The organism is Novosphingobium sp. 18050 (genome assembly GCF_902706195.1).
Classification (GTDB): Bacteria; Pseudomonadota; Alphaproteobacteria; order Sphingomonadales; family Sphingomonadaceae; genus Novosphingobium.
Genome location: NZ_CACSJO010000105.1, coordinates 1 through 418 on the forward strand (window position 1 = coordinate 1; position 418 = coordinate 418).

Sequence of the window (418 nt, forward strand, 5' to 3'; positions counted from 1 at the left end):
GTGCAGCCCGCCGCGAGCAACCGCGACGTGAACCTCGACGTCGGCGAAACCGTGCAGGTGGGCGCCTGGAACCCCGACGGCACCGCCCAGGTGCGCTACCGCGGCGCGCAGTGGACCGTGGTGCTGCGCAGCGGCCCGGCTGGCGCGGCCACGGCCCTGCCCGGCACCTACCGCGTGGCGGAGGTGGTCGGCAACCGGCTGGTGGTGGACGCCGCCGCCTGAGCCGCGCGCGCCGCGGGCACGCGGCCCGGTTTCGCGGCCGCCCGGCTGCGCCGACACGCCCCGTGTGTTTCTTTCCGCCTGCGCCCCGGCGCAGGATTCCATCCACCCATCCCCTTCCCGGAAACGCGCCGGGGCAGCAAAGGACTCCATGGAAATCGCACTCATCCTCTTCGTCATCGCCGGCATCTTCGTCGCC

General features: G+C 73.9%; 1 protein-coding gene. It reads left to right on the forward strand.

Translation table 11 applies throughout. The features are described 5' to 3' along the window. On the forward strand, positions 1 to 222 hold a 222-nt coding region (locus GVL61_RS24590; RefSeq protein WP_235037905.1), incomplete at its 5' end, for an NfeD family protein. Between the last annotated feature and the right edge of the window lie 196 nt (positions 223 to 418).